This window comes from Rhodococcus sp. 21391, assembly GCF_016772255.1.
GTDB lineage: Bacteria > Actinomycetota > Actinomycetes > Mycobacteriales > Mycobacteriaceae > Rhodococcus_F > Rhodococcus_F opacus.
In genome coordinates, this window is record NZ_CP063781.1 from 5,882,796 (window position 1) to 5,897,805 (window position 15,010).

A 15,010-nucleotide genomic window follows, 5' to 3' on the forward strand; every position below is an offset into this window, starting at 1 on the left:
TTTCTGCCAAGATCGTGGCGTGAACCCCCAGTACCTCAGCCGTGTCCCCGACAGCGGTTTCGACCGCGTCGACGCACTCCTCGACCCCGTCGACACCGACCTCGCGGACGCCTTTCCGGGTGATCGGCAGCAACCGCAGCCCGTCCACACCGTCTACGTGAGTGCGGCGGACGCCGGACCCGACACCCCGAGGGTGTGGGGTGAGCAGGCTGTCGAACTGCTGGACAGGCACACGGAGGCGCTGTCCGAAATCGGAACGACCGGTGCGCTTCCCGACGTCCGCGCGATGCTCGAGCACCGTCCGATCATGGATCTGCGGATCGATTTCGAGGACGGCTTCGGCTGGCGGAGCGACGACGTCGAGGACGCTGCCGCACTGGAGGCGGGACGCACGCTGCGACTGCTCTCCTCGGACCCGTCCGGCCCGCGGTCGCTGGGCATCCGCGCGAAGGGCCTGGCCCCGCACGAGCGCCGCCGCGGGATCCGGACGCTCGAACTCGTCCTCGAAGGCGCGGGTGGGGTTCCCGACGGCTTCGTGTTCACGGTGCCGAAACTGCGTGCGGCCCAGCAGGTCACCGCCGTCGTCGCGTTGTGCGAGGAACTCGAGCGCGCGTACGGGCTCCCCGACAGGTCGCTGCGCTTCGAGTTGCAGATCGAGAGCCCCCAGGCCGTGCTCGGACCGGACGGCACCGTGACCGTCGCGAAGGCCATCCACCTCGCGGACGGACGCTGCACCGGATTGCACTACGGCACTTACGACTACAGCGCGGCCTGCGGAATCGCGTCGCGGTTCCAGTCGCTCGAGCATCCGGTGGCCGACCACGCCAAGTCCGTGATGCTGGTGGCGGCGGCCCAGACCGGGGTGTGGGTGTGCGACGGATCCACCCAGGTCATCCCGCAGGGCAGCGACGAGGAGATCCACGCCGCGCTGGCCCGGCACTACCGGCTCGTCACCCGTTCGCTCGAACGCGGGTACTACCAGGGATGGGACATGCATCCCGGGCATCTGATCACCCGCTGGCTCGCGACGTTCGACTTCTACCGCGCCGCGCTACCCGCCGCCGCCACCCGGGTGCAGGCCTACCTCGACCGCCAGGGCGGCGGGGTGATGGACGAACCGGCCACCGCCCAGGCGCTCGCGACGGTGATCCTGCGGGGACTGGCGTGCGGCGCGTTCGACGAGGACGCGGTCCGCGCGCAAGCCCCCGGATGCACGGTGGACACACTGCGCGACCTCCTCACCCGGGCGGTGGTTCCGGGGAGCTGAGCACCTTCCCGCGCACGAGGACCGCCCGCAACACCCACTTCGACGCCCTACACTTGCCCCCACGCCCGATCAGGAGGTAGCCGCACCCGTGACCCCGAACACCTTGACCGCGCCCAGCTTCCACAGTCCGCCCCCGGGCGAGGCGAGCGTCCGCGAACGGGACGGCGGCACGGCGCGGTTGCGCCTGTGGGGTTCCCCGACCGAGGCGGGTCGGGCAGGCTTGGAATCATGACCCACGCTTTCGACTCCAGCTACCCCCGTGACCTGGTCGGATACGGGCAGCACCCACCCGATCCGCAGTGGCCGGGCGGCGCGAAGATCGCCGTCCAGTTCGTCCTCAACTACGAGGAGGGCGCCGAGAACAACGTGCTCCACGGCGACGAGGCATCGGAGACGTTCCTGTCCGAGATGGTCGGGGCCCAACCGTTCCCGAACCGGCACATGAGCATGGAATCGATCTACGAATACGGATCCCGCGCCGGACTGTGGCGCGTGCTCCGGGCATTCGAGCGACGAGGGCTACCGCTCACGATCTTCGCGGTCGCCAAGGCGATGCAGCGGAACCCGGAGGCCGTCAGCGCCTTTCGCGAACTCGGTCACGAGATCGCCTGCCACGGTCTGTGGTGGAAGTCGTACCAGCTCTCCGACGAGGACACCGAACGCAAGGACCTGGCCGAGGCGGTGGAGATCCTGCGCGACCTCACCGGCGAGGCCCCGCTCGGCTGGTACACCGGCCGCGACTCCCCGCTCACCCGGCAGCTGGTCGTCGAGCACGGCGGCTTCGAGTACGACTCCGATTCGTACGCCGACGACCTCCCCTACTGGGTGAAGGTCGACGCCCCCGGAAAGGGCCTCGTCGACCACCTGGTGGTGCCGTACACCCTCGACACCAACGACATGCGGTTCGCGTCGCCCGGCGGTTTCCCGAGCGGCGAGCAGTTCTTCGCGCACCTGCGGGACGCCTTCGACGTCCTGTACGCGGAGGGAACGGCCGGGGCGCCGAAGATGCTGTCCGTGGGTCTGCACTGCCGCATCGTCGGACGGCCCGCCCGCACCGCGGCGCTGGAGCGGTTCCTCGATCACGTGCAGTCCCACGACGACGTGTGGGTCGCCCGGCGCATCGAGATCGCCCGCCACTGGCGCGCCGTACACCCCGCCTGAGGACGACCCGATGCCCCCGCGACGACCATCGGTGCTGGTCACGAACCTGGCCAACCGGGATCCCGGCAGCTCGCAGACCGTGATCCTGGAGGAGTTGCGCCGGGTGATCCTCAGCGGCGGGGCCCCGCCGGGCACCCCGATCCCGGTGGACGAGGTGGCCGAGCACTTCGGCGTCAGCCGCATCCCGATCCGCGAGTCGCTGAAGACGCTGATCGGCGAAGGTCTCGTCGACCACCGGGCCAACGCCGGGTACACGGTCGCCCGGCTGACCGTCGACGAACTCGAGGAGCTCTACCTGGTGCGGGGTGTCCTCGAGTCGGCGGCGCACTCCGTGGCGATCACCCTCGCCGACGAGGCCGACGACGCACGCGCCAGGGCGACGTACGCGGCACTCGACCGCTCGGTTCTCGAGGACGACCTGACCGCGTACCACCGGGAGAGCCGTAACTTCCACCTCGCCCTGGCATCGCCGTGCCGGATGCAGCGACTGCTGCACATGTTCGAGTCGGCGTGGAACATCACCGAGCCCGTGCAGCCGATGTCGCAGGTGGGGACGCCGGCGCGGCTGCAACTTCACCTCGGGCACCGGGACATGCTGGCGGCGTTCCTCGCCCGCGACGCCGCGGCATTGAAGGCGGCCACCGACCGGCACAACGAACAACTCGACACGGTAATCGCCGCCCTCCCCACCGACACCGGAATCTTCCGGGACACGCCTGGGTAGGCCGTCCGGCAAGATATATTCTCGGCTCGGACCGTGCGCCGGCGAGAATATATCTTCGCCGTCACAACCAGGAAATATCCGAAAACTACTTTTGCTCCCAGCACTTCGGTGGTGTGCTTTTCACCGAGGCACCCTTACGTCGACGCAGTCGTGTCCGTACTGCACCAGGGAGCGAAACGATGACTCAGACAGCACCGTCCAACGAGGGGGAAACCGTCCCCGGTGCACACCTGGCCGGCGCCGGGTTGATCAAGCCCGGCTATCACCCGAGACTCACCAACGACGATCTCGCGCCGCTGAAGACGCAGTCGTGGTCGTCGTACAACATCTTCGCGTTCTGGATGTCCGACGTGCACAGCGTCGGCGGCTATGTCACCGCGGGCAGCCTGTTCGCGCTCGGACTGACCAGCTGGCAGGTCCTCGTCGCGCTGGTGGTCGGCATCGCGATCGTCAACGTGTTCGCGAACCTGGTGGCCAAACCCAGCCAGGTCACCGGCGTCCCCTACCCGGTCATGTGCCGCAGCGCCTTCGGTGTTCTCGGCGCCAACGTCCCGGCCATCATCCGCGGCCTCATCGCGGTGGCCTGGTACGGAATCCAGACGTACCTGGCGTCGCACGCGTTCGTGATCCTCGGCCTGAAGATCTGGCCGGGTCTGGCGCCCTGGGCGGACGTGCACGAGCACGGATTCCTCGGACTGTCGGCGCTCGGCTGGGCCGGGTTCATGACGATGTGGGTGCTGCAGGCGCTGGTCTTCTGGCGTGGCATGGAGAGCATCCGCAAGTTCATCGACTTCTGCGGTCCCGCGGTCTACGTGGTGATGCTGATGCTCGCGATCTACCTGATCAGCGAGGCCGGATGGTCGAACATCAGCCTGAACCTCGGCGAGGTGAACTACACCGGCTGGTCGGCTGTGCCCGTGGTGCTGGGCGCGATCGCCCTTGTCGTGTCGTACTTCTCGGGCCCGATGCTCAACTTCGGCGACTTCTCCCGGTACGGCAAGACGTTCGGCGCGGTCAAACGCGGCAACTTCCTCGGCCTCCCGGTGAACTTCCTGTTCTTCTCGATCCTCACCGTCGTCACCGCCTCAGCGACCCTGCCCGTGTACGGCCGCCTGATCACCGACCCCGTCGAGACGGTCGCGCAGATGGACAACCTGTTCGCCGTCGTCCTCGGCCTCCTCACCTTCATCGTCGCCACCATCGGTATCAACATCGTCGCCAACTTCGTCTCCCCGGCATTCGACTTCTCGCACGTCAGCCCGCAGCGCATCAGCTGGCGTACGGGCGGAATGATCGCCGCCGTCGGATCCGTCCTGATCACACCGTGGAACCTGTACAACAATCCCGAGGTGATCCACTACACGCTCGAGACGCTGGGGGCGTTCATCGGACCGCTGTTCGGAATCCTCATCGCGGACTACTACCTGGTGCGCAGGCAGCGAGTGATCCTGGACGACATGTTCACCATGTCCGAGGGCGGAACATACTGGTACAAGAAGGGTTACAACCCCGCTGCGATCATCTCCACCGTCATCGGAGCCCTGGTCGCGATGATTCCCGTAATCCTCAAGGCCCAGCCGTTCGGACTCGACGTGTGGGGCATGGCGGGGGCGGCCCAGTACTCGTGGTTCCTCGGCATGGGTGTCGGATTCGTCTGCTACCTCGGGTTGTCCACCGGTGCCCGTCGTGCGCATCGCACAGCGCCGATCGAAGCATAGGTCGACGAACGTGCACATCAAGATCATCAATCCCAACACCACCCAGTCGATGACCGACAAGATCGGCGACTGCGCCCGCTCCGTCGCGGGGCCGGGGACGCTCGTCGAGGCGGTGAGCCCGCAGATGGGTCCCGCTTCGATCGAAAGTCACTACGACGAAGCACTCAGTGTCCCCGGGCTTCTCGAGGAGATCGCGCGCGGCGAGGAGGCCGGGGTGGACGGCTACGTGATCGCCTGCTTCGGCGACCCGGGCCTCGACGCGGCTCGCGAACTGGCCTCCGGGCCCGTGCTCGGGATCGCGGAGGCGGCCATGCACGCTGCGAGCTTCCTCGGCCGTGGCTTCAGCGTCGTCACGACCCTGGGACGTACCCGGGGCCGGGCCTGGGAACTGGCCGAACGGTATGGAATGCAACGGTTCTGCCTCGGGGTGCACGCGTGCGAGATCGCCGTGCTCGACCTCGACCGCGACCCGGATGCGGTGAAGGTGATCACCGAGGCCTGCCGGGTCGCCCGCGACGAGGACGGTTCGGACGCTATCGTGCTGGGGTGCGCGGGCATGGCGGACCTGTGCGCCGTCATCTCGGCGGAACTCGGGGTGCCGGTCGTCGACGGCGTGGCGGCGGCCACCCTCATTGTGCAGTCCCTCGTGACGCTCGGATTGCGGACCGGCGCGCACGGAGAATTCGCGGCTCCCCTGCCCAAGAAGTACACCGGACTGCTCGAGGGTTTCGGTCGCTGACGGTCAGAAGGACGGCGGGGTGCTCGTGATGAGGAACCGCGCCGGTTCCGCGGCGTCGTTGAACCACCGGTGCGGCACGGTGGCCGGGTAGTACAGCGTGTCTCCCCGGTCGAGCACGTAACTCTCCTCGACGCCGACCTCCACCCGAATGCTGCCGTCGATGACGTAGATGAACTCCTCGCCTGCGTGTTCGGTGTGTTCGCCGGCCTGCGAAACCGGTTGCGCCGTCACTTCATTCGGTTCCATCGCGCGCACGCCCGTGGAGCAGAACCGCAGCACGGCGCCGTCCGACAACGCGAATCGCCTGCCTTCCCGGCTGCGCACGAGGCTGGTGGGCGTGCGCGCACCCTGTTCGAGCAGGGCGTGCGCCGTGGTTCCCAGCACCTGGGCCACCCGGTGCAGATTCATGACGCTCGGCACCGAGTGGCCGTTCTCCGCCTGACTCAGGAACGGCTGCGACAGTCCCGTTTTGGCCGCCACGTCGCGCAGGGTCAGTCCCGCGTCACGCCGGGCCGACCTGATCGCCGCGCCGATGGCGACGGCCAGCGTGCGTTGGTCCTCGTCCATGAGGCGAACGCTAGCACTGTGTTTCGCGGAAACCGCGACTGATAACACGGACGAAACGAAATTGACCCTGCTGAGAAAAGTTTGGCGTGCTCAATAGAACGTGAACTCGAACGCACCCTTCACTCGGACGGAGATCGACCCATGTCCTTCCACGCAGTCGACCAGCGCCTGCCCTTGGTGCGGCAAGCGGCCTTCGGTCTGCAGCACGTGCTCATCATGTACACCGGCTGCATCACCGTCCCGTTGGTCTTCGGTGCCGCAGTAGGACTCGACAAGTCCACCGTCGCGTTGCTGATCAGCGCCGACCTTCTGATCGCCGGCATCATCACGATGATCCAGAGCCTCGGGGTGGGTAAGCTGGCCGGCGCACGGTTACCGATCGTCTGTGGTGCCACGTTCGCCGGGCTGACTCCGATGATCCTCATCGCCAAGGAATACGGGCTTCAGGCGGTGTACGGCTCGATGCTCGCAGGCGGCCTCGTCGGACTCGCCCTCGCCGTACCCTTCGCGCGGCTGATCCGGTTCTTCCCACCGCTGGTCACCGGGGTCGTCCTCACCGTCGTCGGCATCTCCCTGATCGGCGTCGCCGCCGGCCTCATCGTCGGAAATGATCCGACGGCAGACACTTTCGCGGATCCCGGCAACATCATGCTCGCCGGTGTGGTCGTGCTCGTCGCGATCGCCTTCCTCTGCCTCGGCCGCGGGATCTGGACCCAGCTCGGCGTGCTCCTCGCCCTCGTGATCGGCACGCTCGTCGCGGTTCCGATGGGCCTGATCGACCTGGGCGGCGTCTCCGGCAGCCCCTGGTTCGGCATCACCGCTCCGTTCCACTTCGGGGCACCGGAGTTCCCGATCACGGCGGTGGTGGCGATGAGCATCGTGATGGCCGTGGTGTTCGCGGAGTCGACGGCGAGCATGCTGGCCCTCGGCGAGATCACCGGAAAGCCCCTCGCCAAGGGCGATGTGGCCCGCGGCCTCGTCGGCGATGCAATGTCCGGCGTACTCGGCGGCATCTTCAACGCGTTCGTCGACACGATCTTCACGCAGAACGTCGGAGCCGTCGCCACCACCCGCGTCCACAGCCGGTACGTGACGGCCACCAGCGGTGCGATCCTGATCGTCCTCGGACTGATCCCGAAGATGGGTACCGTCGTCGCCGCCTTGCCCGCGCCGGTCGTCGGCGGTGTCGGCATCATCCTGTTCTCGACGGTCGCGGTGGTGGGGATGAACACGCTCCGCAAGGTGGATCTCAGCGACCGGATCAACACCACCATCGTCGCGGTGTCGGTGGGCGTCGGCCTGCTCCCCGAGTTCGCCGAGGGCATGTTCGAGCACTTCAACTCGTCCGCCCAGATCCTGCTCGGCAGCGGCATCACACTCGCCGCCATCTCCGCGTTCTCCCTGAACCTGCTATTCAACCACACCCGGATCGGCGCCGCCGCCCGCGCCGCCTCCGCACCCGTCATCGCAGCCGGCCCCGTTCCCCCGACCTCCGAGGAGCCGCAGGTTGCCGCCCGCGCCTGAGCCTTTCGACGGCCCCCCATCTCCCCTTAGTGACGGGCGGGTCCGATCGAGGGACTCGCCTGCGCCGTCGACGACTTCTGGGGGCTTATCGCCGAATTGACCGCCACCGGTGCGCCATAGTGGTAGCCAGAGGTACCGAAAAGGCGCACGAGCGAGGAGCCCTCATGACCGAACCGCCCGGCCTGATCGCGTTCAACGCACTGAGCGACGCGCGGGCCGTCGATCTGCTCGTGCAGTGCTGCTCGTCGACGGTGTGGGCGCAGCGGATGGCCGCCGGCCGTCCGTTTCCGTCCGCCGACGCGCTGTACACCGCCGCCGAGAACGTGCTCGGCGACCTGACGGAGTCCGAGATCGACGCGGCCCTGGCCGGCCACCCGAGGATCGGCGACCGGGCGGACAACCCGTCGTCCGCTCGCGAACAGTCGGCGGTCGCCGCCGCCGACGACGACGTCCGCGCGCGCCTGCGGGCCGGGAACGAGGAGTACGAGCAGAAGTTCGGGCACGTCTACCTGGTGTGCGCGTCCGGTCGGTCGGCGCACGAACTGCTGGGCGTGCTGCGCGACCGCCTCGGCAACGACAGCGCCACGGAGCGCAAGATCCTGCGGACCGAACTGGCCGCCATCAACCGGATACGCCTCGAACGCCTTCTCGGCGAGATCGGAGACACGGCACACTGATGTCCAAGATCCTCAGCACCCACGTGCTCGACGCCACCGGCGGCACACCCGCGGCCGGGATGCACGTCCGTCTGCTGTCATCTGAGGGCGACGTCATTGCGAGCGCGGCGACGGATTCGGACGGCCGGATCGCCGAAATCGCGCCGGAGGGTCTGATCGCGGCCACCTATTCGCTGGTCTTCGAGACCGGCGAGTACTTCGCCGCCCGCGGCCAGGAGACGTTCTACCCGGAGGTGTGCGTCACGTTCGTCCTCGACGACCCGCAGCGCGGTTACCACGTCCCGTTGCTGTTGTCCCCCTTCGCCTATTCCACCTACCGCGGGAGCTGAACAATGACCGACCTCACCGGCGCCATCGTCCTGGGCGACAACCAGTACGGCAAAGCCGAGAACCGCATCGTGCGGATCTACCGCGACACCCCCCGGCACGAGATCCGGGACGTGAGCGTGTCGACCTGCCTACGCGGCGACTTCTCGGCCGCGCATCTCGCCGGCGACCAGAGTTCGGTGCTGCCCACCGACACTCAGAAGCAGACGGCGTACTCCTACGCGAAGGAGAAGGGCCTCGACTCCATCGAGGAGTACGGGCTGACGCTGGCACGACATTTCGTGGACGACGTGGCCCCGGTCGAGGGCGCCCGCATCGAGATCGAGGAATACGCCTGGCAGCGCGCGGTGGTCGACGGAGCGGAGCACGACCACACCTGGGTGCGCAAGGGTGAGGAGGTGCGCACCGCGGCGATCACCGTCGACGCCGACGGTACGTGGGTGGTCGGCGGGCTGAAGGATCTGGTGATCCTCAAGTCCACGGGCAGCGAGTTCTTCGGATTCCTGAAGGACGAGTACACGATTCTCGAGGAGACCCACGACCGGGTGATGGCGACTTCGCTTGTCGTGCAATGGCGGTTCGTCACCACCGACGTCGACTGGAACGGTGTCTACGCCGGCATCAAGAAGCAGATCGTCGCGACGTTCGCGACCGTCCACTCGCTCGCCCTGCAGCAGACGTTGTACGAGATCGGCAAGGCGATCCTCGAGCGCTACCCCGTGCTCGCGGAAGTGCGCCTGTCCGCGCCCAACAAGCACCACTTCGCCCACGATCTCGCCCGCTTCGGGGTGGAGAACGACAACGAGGTATTCCACGCCGCCGACCGCCCGTGCGGCCTGATCCAGGCGACGGTGCAGCGGTCCGACGCTCCGGACGCCGGACCCGCGTGGTCGGCGTACGCGGGCTGGCTCAGCTGATGTCCGCCGGCCCGGCCACCGTCGTCGTCTCCGGTGCGCACGTCGCCACTGTCGACGCGGCGGGCACCGAGTACCCGGACGGTTACGTCGTCGTGCGGGGCAACCGCATCGTCGACGTCGGTGCCGGTCCCGCGCCGGTGATCGACGGCGCTCGGGTGGTCGACGGACGGGGTTGCCTGCTCACCCCCGGGCTGGTGAACACCCACCATCACCTGTACCAGTGGATCACCCGCGGGCTCGCCGCCGACGACACCCTGTTCGGCTGGCTGACCACCCTGTACCCGATCTGGGCGGGCATCGACGCCGACGCCGTCCGGACCGCGGCCACCGGCGGTCTCGCCTGGCTGGCGAAGCACGGATGCACGACCACGACGGACCACCACTACGTCGTGCCGCGCGACGGCGGCGACGTCTTCGGCGCCGAGATCGAGGCAGCGCAGACCGTCGGGCTCCGGTTCCACCCCAGCCGAGGGTCGATGGACCTCGGCCACAGTCAGGGCGGACTGCCACCGGATTCGGTGGTGGAGCGTCTCGAGGACGTCCTGAAGGGCACCCAGGACGTCATCGACCGCTGGCACGACCCGGCTCCCGACTCGATGCTGAGGATCGCGGTGGCGCCCTGCTCCCCGTTCTCCGTCACCGGCGACCTCCTGACCGAGGCCGCGGCCCTCGCCCGTTCCACAGGCGTGCGGCTTCACACTCATCTCGCGGAAACCCTTGACGAGCACGACTTCTGCCACGAGCGGTTCGGCTGCACCCCGGTGCAATACATGGAGCAACTCGGCTGGGTGGGCCCCGACGTCTGGTACGCGCATGCCGTCCACCTGGACGACGTCGCGATCGCCGCGATGGCAGACACCGGAACCGGGGCAGCCCACTGCCCCACGTCCAATGCGCGCCTCGGCGCCGGGATCGCCCGCGCCAAGGATCTCCACGCGGCGGGGGTTCCGCTGGGGCTCGGCGTCGACGGCGCCGCCAGCAACGAGGCATGCAACATGCTCGAGGAGGCCCGGCACGCCGTGCTGTTCGCGCGGGCCCGCGGCGGCCCGGGCGAGATGACGGTGCGCACCGCCCTCGAACTCGCCACGCGCGGCGGGGCCCGGGTCCTGGGCAGGGAGGACGAACTGGGCTCCCTCGAGCCTGGCAAACTGGGCGATCTCGCACTGTGGCGGGTCGACACCCTCGCACATTCCGGCATCACCGATCCGGTGGCCGCGCTGGTGCTCGGAGTCACACCGCCGCTGGAGTTACTTCTGGTGAACGGGCGAGCGGTCGTCGAGCGTGGGAGAGTGATCACCGTGAACGAGGAGAACGTCGCCGCGGAGGTCGAGCAGGCCCACCGGGCCCTGGTGCGCAAGGCGGGATGAGTCGATGGATCTGTCGTTCGTGACGGAACTCTCGGCCCCACGCAGCCGTGACGACCTACCCGCCCCGGAACCCGGAACGGCGTTCCTGGCGGGCGGCACCTGGCTGTACTCGGAACCGCAGCCGACGGTCACCCGGCTGGTGGACCTGACCACCCTCGACTGGCCTGCGATCACCGTCCACGACGACGGACTCGAGCTTGCCGCGACGTGCACCATCGAGAATCTCTGCAATGCACCGCTTCCCGCCGAGTGGACGGCGACGAGCCTGTTCCGGCCGTGCGCCGAGTCTCTCGTCGCGTCGTGGAAGATCTGGCACACCGCGTCCGTCGGCGGCAACCTCGCGCTGGCGCTCCCGGCCGGGGCCATGATCACGCTGTGCTGCACCCTCGACGCCGAACTCCTGCTCTGGACCGCCGACGGGGGTGAACGCCGAGTCCCGGTCGACCGATTCGTCACCGATGCCGGTCGCACGGTACTCGGAGCCGGTGACCTGATCCGCAGCATCCACCTTCCCGCCACCGCATTGCGGGGCCGCACGTCGCTGCGCAAGATCGCGTACTCGCCGCTCGGACGGTCCGGCGCCCTGCTAACCGGGCGTGTCGACGCGGACGGTTTCGCGCTGACCGTCACCGCGTCGACCGTCCGCCCGTTCGTCCTCCGCTTCCCCACCGTTCCCGGCCCCGACGTGTTGAGCGCGTCTCTGTCGGAACGGATCTCCCCCGACGACTACCTGACCGACGCACACGGCGCCGCAGACTGGCGTCGTCACGTCACGGGAGTCCTCGCCGAGGAGATCAGGAGGGAGCTGGAATGAAATTGACGGTCGACGGACAGTCGGTGGATGCCGACCCACGGCCCGGTCAGTGCCTGCGCACCTTCCTGCGGGAGCAGCAGCTGTTCGCGGTCAAGAAGGGCTGCGACGCCGGCGATTGCGGCGCCTGTTCCGTACTGCTCGACGGCGCCCCGGTGCATTCGTGTGTGGTGCCGGCTCATCGCGCCGAGAACCGCGAGGTGACCACGGCGGCCGGTCTCGGCGGTCCCGATCGACTCCATCCCGTGCAGCAGCAGTTCGTCGATGCGGCCGGCTTCCAGTGCGGGTTCTGCACACCCGGAATTGTGGTGACCGCGTCCGCGCTCGACTCCGAACAACGCGCCGACCTGCCGCGCTCACTGAAGGGGAATCTGTGCCGCTGTACCGGCTATCGCGCCATTCGCGACGCCGTCGGCGGCGTGTGCACCACCGAATCAGACAGTGCCGGTGAGTCGTTCGGCCGCTCCATTCCCGCGCCTGCCGCCGCCCGGGTGGTGTGCGGCGCCGAGCCCTACACCCTCGACCTGGCCGTCGAGGGGCTGACCCACCTCCAGATCCTCGGCAGCCCGCACGCGCACGCCCGCATCACCCGACTCGACACGTCCGCCGCGGAGACGCTGCCCGGCGTCCACGCGGTGCTCACCCACCGGGACAGTCCCGACGTCGCCTTCTCCACGGCCCGCCACGAGTTCCGCACCGACGACCCCGACGACACCTACGTATTCGACACGATCCTCCGGTTCCGGGGGCAGCGTGTCGCGGCCGTCGTCGCGGACTCCGTCGACATCGCCCGGCGCGCAGTGGAACTGATCGACGTGGAGTACGAAGTGCTGGAACCGGTCTTCGATCCCGACCTGGCACGCCGTCCCGGTGCACCCCTGCTGCACGGTGACAAGGGCGCCGATTCCCGGATCGCGGACCCGTCCCGGAACCTGGTGGCCGAGGTCCACGGCGAAGTCGGCGACCTCGCCGGCGGACTCGCGGTGGCGCGGGACACGGGTGCCGTGGTGGAGGGCACGTGGCAGACGCAACGCGTGCAGCATGCGCATCTCGAAACCCACTCGGCCATCGGCTGGCTCGACTCCGACGGGCGGCTCACCCTCCGCAGCAGTACCCAGGTGCCCTTCCTCGTCCGCGACGAACTCGCCCACCTGTTCTCGCTCGACCGCTCACAGGTCCGGGTGTTCACCGCCCGCGTCGGGGGCGGCTTCGGCGCCAAGCAGGAAATGCTGGTGGAGGATCTCGTCGCCCTCGCCGTTCTGCGCACCGGCAGACCGGTGCAGTACGAGTTCACCCGCTCCGACCAGTTCACGATCGCCCCGTGCCGGCATCCCATGCGGGTGTCGGTGAAGGCCGGCGCCGACGGCGACGGAAAGCTGACGGCGCTCGCCGTCGACGTGCTCTCGGACGCCGGGGCATACGGAAACCATTCGGTGGGCGTGATGTTCCACGGCTGCAGCGAATCCGTTGCGCTGTACCGGTCGCCGAACAAGCGGGTGGACGCCCAGGCCCTCTACACCAATAACCTGCCGTCCGGGGCGTTCCGCGGCTATGGTCTGGGCCAGGTCATCTTCGCGGTGGAATCCGCGCTCGATCAGCTGGCGACGCAGCTGGGCATCGATCCGTTCGAACTGCGCCGCCGCAACGTGGTCGTTCCGGGTGACGACTTCGTCGACTTCGAGGTGGAGCACGGCGACCTCACGTACGGCAGCTACGGGCTCGACCAGTGCCTCGACCTGGCGGAGGCCGCACTGCGCCGCGGCAACGACGTGCGCCCGCCGGACGGCCCGCAGTGGCGGGTCGGTGAGGGCATGGCGGCGTCCATGATCGCGACCATTCCGCCGCGGGGGCACTTCGCGGACGTGTCCTGCACCCTCGTCGAGGGCGGCCGGTACGAACTTCGGGTGGGCACCGCGGAGTTCGGCAACGGCACCACCACCGTGCACGCCCAGCTCGCCGCGTCCGCGCTGGGCACCACCGCCGACCGGATCACCGTGCTGCAATCCGACACCGACGTCGCCGGGCACGACACCGGCGCATTCGGTTCGGCAGGCACGGTGGTCGCGGGGAAGGCGGTACATCTTGCGGGAACCCGAATGCGGGAACAGCTGTTCGAGGTCGCCCGCCGCGTCACGGGTGCCGCCGAGGACGCCGACTGCGCGCTGACACCCGACGCGGTAGAGGTCGCCGGACGGGTCGTCGAGCTCGACAAGCTGGTGCCCGAGGGACCGATCCGCGCCGAGGGCAGGCACGACGGCACCCCCCGCTCGGTGGTCTTCAACGTGCACGCGTTCCGGGTGGCGGTCGACACCGTCACCGGGGAGGTCCGGATCCTACAGTCCATCCAGGCGGCGGATGCCGGCACGGTCCTCAACCCGCAGCAGTGCCGCGGGCAGGTCGAGGGCGGCGTCGCGCAGGCGATCGGCAGCGCACTGTACGAGGAGATCCTCCTCGACGGCGCCGGGACGGTGCTCAACCCGCAGCTCCGGAATTACCACATCCCGCAGCTCGTAGACGTGCCGGACACCGAGGTCTACTTCGCGGACACCTACGACGAACTGGGCCCGCACGGCGCCAAGTCGATGAGCGAGTCCCCGTACAACCCGGTCGCCCCCGCTCTGGCCAACGCGATCGCGGACGCCACCGGTGCTCGTCTTCGTCGGATCCCGATGACCCCGGCCGCCGTCTGGCGTGCGCTCCCGCGCCCGTGAGTACTTATTAACGTCCCGCGGTTAATAAGTACTCACGGGCGGCGAAGGCGCAAGGCTCTTACTATCGGACGCTGCCCCTTGACCAGCTTCGTCTCGGCGACGCTCGCCGGGAACCAGCGGGCATCGTCGACCTCGGGGAACTGCTGAAACTTCCCCGACCGCGGCGGCCACTCCAGCTCGAACGTGTTGCTCTCGACGAACGTGACGTCCTCGCTCACCTCCGCCGCGTAGACGGTGATCAGCTTGCGTGAGGGCTGCCGGAATTCGCCGAGCAACTCGTACTCGACTGCCGGCGGCGGCGCACCGATCTCTTCCTCGAACTCGCGCAGTGCGGCCACGTAGGGATCCTCGCCCTCGGCGTATTCGCCCTTGGGGATCGACCACGCCGCCTCGTCCTTGCGCGCCCAGAACGGACCGCCCATGTGCACGATCCACAACTGGAGCACCCCCGCATCGTCGGTGCGATACAGGAGTACTCCAGCGCTCGTGACGGTCATGGA

The 15,010-nt window shown here is 68.4% G+C and carries 14 protein-coding genes; 12 read left to right on the forward strand and 2 right to left on the reverse strand.

Annotated features, from left to right (window positions below):
• Positions 1-19 precede the first annotated feature (19 nt).
• The 5 genes from GO592_RS27110 to GO592_RS27130 all read left to right on the forward strand — a co-directional run bounded on the left by GO592_RS27110 (position 20) and on the right by GO592_RS27130 (position 5,609).
• A complete protein-coding gene (locus GO592_RS27110) occupies positions 20-1,267 on the forward strand; it encodes a DUF6986 family protein (RefSeq protein WP_007295523.1) in 1,248 nt (415 codons plus the stop codon).
• Between the two features lie 228 nt (positions 1,268-1,495).
• A complete protein-coding gene (gene puuE / locus GO592_RS27115) occupies positions 1,496-2,428 on the forward strand; it encodes an allantoinase PuuE (protein ID WP_007295524.1) in 933 nt (310 codons plus the stop codon).
• A gap of 10 nt (positions 2,429-2,438) precedes the next feature.
• On the forward strand, positions 2,439-3,152 hold the full coding sequence (locus tag GO592_RS27120) for a GntR family transcriptional regulator (protein WP_037206963.1): 714 nt from the start codon (positions 2,439-2,441) through the stop codon (positions 3,150-3,152).
• 179 nt (positions 3,153-3,331) lie between these two features.
• Complete coding sequence (locus GO592_RS27125; RefSeq protein WP_007295525.1) at positions 3,332-4,870, forward strand: NCS1 family nucleobase:cation symporter-1; 1,539 nt, start codon at positions 3,332-3,334, stop codon at positions 4,868-4,870.
• 10 nt (positions 4,871-4,880) lie between these two features.
• Positions 4,881-5,609, forward strand: a complete 729-nt coding sequence (locus tag GO592_RS27130; protein ID WP_007295526.1) for an aspartate/glutamate racemase family protein — start codon at positions 4,881-4,883, stop codon at positions 5,607-5,609.
• A 3-nt stretch (positions 5,610-5,612) separates the two neighbouring features.
• Here GO592_RS27130 and GO592_RS27135 read toward each other — a convergent pair whose 3' ends face one another.
• Entirely contained in the window at positions 5,613-6,176 is a 564-nt protein-coding gene (locus tag GO592_RS27135; RefSeq protein WP_007295527.1) for a helix-turn-helix domain-containing protein, read from the reverse strand.
• A gap of 141 nt (positions 6,177-6,317) precedes the next feature.
• Between GO592_RS27135 and GO592_RS27140 the strand changes: the two genes are divergently transcribed.
• The 7 genes from GO592_RS27140 to GO592_RS27170 all read left to right on the forward strand — a co-directional run bounded on the left by GO592_RS27140 (position 6,318) and on the right by GO592_RS27170 (position 14,510).
• The gene (locus GO592_RS27140; RefSeq protein ID WP_007295528.1) at positions 6,318-7,700 is read left to right on the forward strand and encodes a uracil-xanthine permease family protein; all 1,383 of its coding nucleotides are present in this window, start codon (positions 6,318-6,320) and stop codon (positions 7,698-7,700) included.
• Between the two features lie 164 nt (positions 7,701-7,864).
• On the forward strand, positions 7,865-8,377 hold the full coding sequence (uraD, locus tag GO592_RS27145; protein ID WP_007295529.1) for a 2-oxo-4-hydroxy-4-carboxy-5-ureidoimidazoline decarboxylase: 513 nt from the start codon (positions 7,865-7,867) through the stop codon (positions 8,375-8,377).
• Positions 8,377-8,706 (forward strand): hydroxyisourate hydrolase, encoded by a 330-nt coding sequence (gene uraH / locus GO592_RS27150; protein ID WP_007295530.1) that lies wholly within the window; start codon positions 8,377-8,379, stop codon positions 8,704-8,706. Before uraD ends, uraH begins: the two co-directional genes overlap by 1 nt.
• Before the next feature lie 3 nt (positions 8,707-8,709).
• Positions 8,710-9,621: a factor-independent urate hydroxylase gene (pucL, locus tag GO592_RS27155; RefSeq protein ID WP_007295531.1), complete on the forward strand. Its 912-nt coding sequence runs from the start codon at positions 8,710-8,712 to the stop codon at positions 9,619-9,621.
• The gene (locus tag GO592_RS27160; RefSeq protein WP_039950192.1) at positions 9,621-10,988 is read left to right on the forward strand and encodes an 8-oxoguanine deaminase; all 1,368 of its coding nucleotides are present in this window, start codon (positions 9,621-9,623) and stop codon (positions 10,986-10,988) included. The genes pucL and GO592_RS27160 overlap by 1 nt, the downstream gene beginning before the upstream one ends.
• Positions 10,989-10,992: 4 nt before the next feature.
• Positions 10,993-11,802: an FAD binding domain-containing protein gene (locus GO592_RS27165; RefSeq protein ID WP_007295533.1), complete on the forward strand. Its 810-nt coding sequence runs from the start codon at positions 10,993-10,995 to the stop codon at positions 11,800-11,802.
• Complete coding sequence (locus GO592_RS27170; RefSeq protein ID WP_007295534.1) at positions 11,799-14,510, forward strand: molybdopterin-dependent oxidoreductase; 2,712 nt, start codon at positions 11,799-11,801, stop codon at positions 14,508-14,510. Before GO592_RS27165 ends, GO592_RS27170 begins: the two co-directional genes overlap by 4 nt.
• Positions 14,511-14,542: 32 nt before the next feature.
• On the opposite strand, the gene GO592_RS27175 is transcribed toward GO592_RS27170, so the two are convergent.
• A complete protein-coding gene (locus tag GO592_RS27175) occupies positions 14,543-15,007 on the reverse strand; it encodes an NUDIX domain-containing protein (protein ID WP_007295535.1) in 465 nt (154 codons plus the stop codon).
• Between the last annotated feature and the right edge of the window lie 3 nt (positions 15,008-15,010).

Bases quoted from the DNA above. Each gene is read 5' to 3' on its own strand.
- puuE (WP_007295524.1), top strand. From the start codon at position 1,496: ATGACCCACGCTTTCGACTCCAGCTACCCCCGTGACCTGGTCGGATAC.
- GO592_RS27120 (WP_037206963.1), top strand. From the start codon at position 2,439: ATGCCCCCGCGACGACCATCGGTGCTGGTCACGAACCTGGCCAACCGG.
- GO592_RS27125 (WP_007295525.1), top strand. From the start codon at position 3,332: ATGACTCAGACAGCACCGTCCAACGAGGGGGAAACCGTCCCCGGTGCA.
- GO592_RS27135 (WP_007295527.1), bottom strand. From the start codon at position 6,176: ATGGACGAGGACCAACGCACGCTGGCCGTCGCCATCGGCGCGGCGATC.
- GO592_RS27140 (WP_007295528.1), top strand. From the start codon at position 6,318: ATGTCCTTCCACGCAGTCGACCAGCGCCTGCCCTTGGTGCGGCAAGCG.
- uraD (WP_007295529.1), top strand. From the start codon at position 7,865: ATGACCGAACCGCCCGGCCTGATCGCGTTCAACGCACTGAGCGACGCG.
- uraH (WP_007295530.1), top strand. From the start codon at position 8,377: ATGTCCAAGATCCTCAGCACCCACGTGCTCGACGCCACCGGCGGCACA.
- pucL (WP_007295531.1), top strand. From the start codon at position 8,710: ATGACCGACCTCACCGGCGCCATCGTCCTGGGCGACAACCAGTACGGC.
- GO592_RS27160 (WP_039950192.1), top strand. From the start codon at position 9,621: ATGTCCGCCGGCCCGGCCACCGTCGTCGTCTCCGGTGCGCACGTCGCC.
- GO592_RS27165 (WP_007295533.1), top strand. From the start codon at position 10,993: ATGGATCTGTCGTTCGTGACGGAACTCTCGGCCCCACGCAGCCGTGAC.
- GO592_RS27170 (WP_007295534.1), top strand. From the start codon at position 11,799: ATGAAATTGACGGTCGACGGACAGTCGGTGGATGCCGACCCACGGCCC.
- GO592_RS27175 (WP_007295535.1), bottom strand. From the start codon at position 15,007: ATGACCGTCACGAGCGCTGGAGTACTCCTGTATCGCACCGACGATGCG.